1 protein-coding gene and 1 pseudogene are annotated in these 3,881 nt (G+C 61.8%); both read right to left on the bottom strand.

All coding sequences use genetic code 11. The features are described 5' to 3' along the window. On the bottom strand, positions 1 to 3,188 hold a 3,188-nt coding region (locus Y887_RS17230; protein ID WP_343123099.1), incomplete at its 3' end, for a hemagglutinin repeat-containing protein. Between the two features lie 165 nt (positions 3,189 to 3,353). Further along, positions 3,354 to 3,857, bottom strand: a pseudogene (locus tag Y887_RS21490) (hemagglutinin repeat-containing protein); the annotation flags it as partial. Between the last annotated feature and the right edge of the window lie 24 nt (positions 3,858 to 3,881).

Here is a 3,881-nt window from a genome sequence, read left to right as displayed (position 1 = left end):
CAAAATTGGGGGGACGTCGCACCTAGGGTGCGAGTTCCTACATTATTCTTAGAAGACCAGTCTGCAAGCGCGTCAAAATAAGTGTAGGTAAAAAGCGGAACACTTACTACTTGTGCTCCATTTACAGTGTCCGCGAAAGAGCCTGAGTAATACTTTACGGTCTGAGACTGCCAACTTAGCCAATCTTTCTCGTCCTGATATTCTGGCTTGTCTCCTTCAGTCTGCAAAGCAGACCAAATCGCATAATACGGGTCGTTGCTGTTCAGGCCATTAGCGCACTTCTTTCTGGAGCAAGCGGCCGCTAATAGTCGCTTTTCGGCTTCCGGATCGCCGTTCGCCATTTCTTTAATGCGAGCAACTTCGTCCACGCTTAGCATGGCATTGTTTGTTGCTGCGTTGCCTGCTATTTGAGCGCCAATGCTTGCGCTTAGCATACTTCCGCCGGTGATTCCGCCAGCGATGGCCCCAACCGCCTGCGACAGGGCCACCAGCATCTGCTTATCCTGTTCCGGCAGCAGGTTCGGATTGAACTTCCCCGTTACCGGGTCAATGGCACGCGGATCATCGCCGTAGAACGTTTGGCTCAGGTACTTTGCAGCCAGCTCGCCACTGGCCCCTGCCATCGCGCCGCTGCCCGCGGACGCGCCGTTGACTTCGGCAAGCACCGCACCAAGTACCGCATGCGACACCAATTGCAATGCGGCGTTAGGGTTGCTGCCGTGGTTTGGGTCGAAGGTTCGGCCGATCAGCTGCGCCGCGTAGGGTGCCAATGCGTTGCTGGCGACCTGGCCGGCGCCTTGGCCTGACACACCGCCCACCACAACGGTGGTCACCGCTTGCAGTGCACGGCTGTAGTCGCCACCGACGCCCCAGTGCTGCTTCGCTTCGGAAGCGGCGCCGTACTCCGGGTTGCTCTGCATGAATGCGTCACGGCGCTGATCGGCTGTCAACGCGTTGAAGGCGTCTCGCTTTTCCTGCGTATCGAGGCCTTCGATGTACGTCGCTTCGATTGCATCGGCCTTACGTTCTGCTGCTGCTGCGATGTCATCGCCAATCTGCTTGGCGGTAGTCATCACCGTCCCGGTCGCCGCCGCCATCGCCTGCTGCTCACCCAGGATCTTGCGCACGTCCGGCAGGGCCGCTACTGCTTCATGTGCCGCACTGGCATCGGTGTTGATACCGAGTTCTGCGGCTGTGGTGGTCTTGCCACCGATCTTGATGTTGCCTTCGGTCAGGGTGGCACGTGTCAGTGTGGTGTCGCTGCCGCTCTGCATGACCGGGATGCCGGGGTTGAAGCTGCTGTAGTTGGCCTCGCCGTAGTTGCCGTTGACGATGTTGTGCCCAATATTCTTGAATTGATCGCCGACGCTCGGATGGGTGGGATTCCCGTCGGCATCTTTGGCGCCTTCACCCGTACTTCCGATACCACCGCTGATCGCCGCCGACACGGTGCTGTAGTCCATCCGATTCTTCAGATCGGTGAATGTCAACGTATCGGCCGTAAACTCGCTGTTGTTGGCGTTGGTGCTGGCGATCGCACCACCGATCAGGTTCACATTGCCGGCGGTGACGTGGTAACCGCCATTGCCTGCAAACAGGCCAGACTGCTCGACGACACCGAGGTAGTTGCCATTGGCCTTGGCGCCGCTTGCGTACCCGCTGGCATCCCAGGCGGTACCCGCTGAGACCTGCACCCGGCCACCGACGCTGCTTTCCTTGGACTGGATATCCAGCGTGTCTTGCAGCGACTCGATGGTCAGGTCGCCACCGGCTTGCACATCGATGCGGCCGCCTTTGACCACCGCGCCGCGCAAAGTGGTGTCGCCTTCCGACGTGAGCACGATGTTCTGCCCGGCCAGTTGTGTGTTCTGCCAGGTGCTGCCATCCACGTTCGACTTGTGGCTACCTGCGCTGGCCTGCACGTAGGCATACACGCCGGTCTGCGCGCCGACCGATGCGCCGACGCCGACCTCAAATCCCGCATTGCTGCCCTTGCTTTGTTCGGTATTGCTGGAGTTGCCCGCTTCCAGCACCAGATCGCGTGCCGAATCCAGGCTCAGCGTGTCGCCGGCCTTGAGGTTGCCCTGCACGATGCGCAGGTCGCCTTCGGTGGTTTTCAGGCTGACATTGCCACCGCCGGTGATGGTGGAGCCCTGCGAGATCTGGCTGCTGCTGTTGAAGCTGCTCTCGTTGGTGGCGAAACCCACGCCTGCTTCGACGCTGAGTAAAGAGCCGCTACCCACACCGCCGGCCATGCTGCTGATCGCACTAGCCGATTGATACGCATTCGCCGCTGCCGCCAGCCCCTGCATCGCGCCCAAGCGCCCATCGGACTTGCGCGCATCGTCCACATTGTTGATCAGATCGATCAGCGGGGATTTGATACGCGCGAACGCGCCGATCTTCAGGTCGTCGTCCTGCTGCGAGGCCGAGCTGCTCTGGTTGGCGGTCAGCAGCTGGATCGAGGCCGCGGTGATGTCCACGTCCTTGGCGGCAACCACGTTGCTCGCGGACTGCGTGTACGTGCCACCTGCCGTCAGGCTGACATTGCCGCCCAGGCTGCCGACGTTGCTGGCTACCTGCGTGACCTGGGCGTTGTCGTCGAAGTGGTTCTTCTTGTTGTAGCCGGCAAAACGCTCGGTGTCGGAGATGACCACCGTGCCGATGCCCTTGCTGGTGGACTGATTGGTATTGCCCAGGATGTCCTGGCCGCTCTGGATGGTCAGATCGCCTGCGGCACGCATGCTGACATTGCCTTGCGCCGCGACATTGCTCGCGGTCAGCGTGATGTCGCCCTGCGTGGTGGTCAGGCTGGCATTGCCGCCGACCGACAGCTGGGTGCCGGTGATGGTGTCGGTCTGGCCATTGCCAGTGCCCTGCTGGTTGTAGTTGCCATACGGCAAACCTGCGGCATTGTTGAAACCCCAGCCCTTGCCGGTGCTGGCATTGCCGCTGGACTGGGTGTTGTGCGCGACATCGAACACGATGTCCTTGCTGGCGAGCAGCAGCGCATTGCCCTCCGCGGACATTTGCGTGCCCTGGCTGGTGATCGAGCCATCGCTGGCCAGCAAGGTGAGGTTGCCACCGGCGGCCAGTTGGCTGACGCGCGCATCGCTGGTGCTTTCGTTCTGCGAGGCATTGGAGCGGTGGCTGCTGGCCTGGATCACCACCGGGGTGATCGCGGCCATGGTGCCGGCCGCCGCACCTTCGGCATCGCGGCTGATCTTGCTCATGGTCGAGCCGGTGTCGACCATGTTCTTGGTGGTCGAATCGCGGGCGCTGCGGTACGACGCGCCCGGGTCGTAGGTCACCCCAACCGAGAACCCGCTGGACTTGCTCGACTGGCTGGCCTGGTGATCGACCGTGTCCTGGCGCGCCAGCAGGGCGATGTCCTTGGCCGCCAGCGTCAGATCCTTGCCGGCACCGATGTCGGAGGCGGCGATGGTCAGCTGGTTGCCCGCGCTGATGACGAGGTTGCCATCGGTCGAGCCGACCGACGATGCCACCTGGGTGACCGAGCGTGTGGACTCCTGGCTGTCGCTGCTGGACTTCGAGTAGCCGACGCTGGCCACGCCACCACCAGAGCTGCCGGTCAGGCCGGACTTTTTCTGGCGGACACTGTGTGCTTCGCTGCTGGTGTCCTGCGCGGATTCGATGCTGACATCGTGACCAGCGGCCAGACGCACGTCGTCCTGCGCGAGCACGGTCGAACCCACCACCGCAAGGTCGTTGCCGGCCACCATGTTGACGGACTTGCCGCTGAGCGATGAACCCACCGCAAGACTGTCGTGCCACTCGTCGTGGGTGGTGGTCTTTTCGTTGGAGAAGGTGCTCTTCTTGCGCGTTTCCTTATCCACCACCGCATCATGCTGCTCCTGCGT

Source organism: Xanthomonas pisi DSM 18956 (genome assembly GCF_001010415.1).
In the GTDB taxonomy this organism is placed as follows: domain Bacteria; phylum Pseudomonadota; class Gammaproteobacteria; order Xanthomonadales; family Xanthomonadaceae; genus Xanthomonas; species Xanthomonas pisi.
The sequence above is the reverse complement of the archived record's forward strand: the minus strand, read 5'-3'. Positions and strand labels throughout refer to the sequence as shown.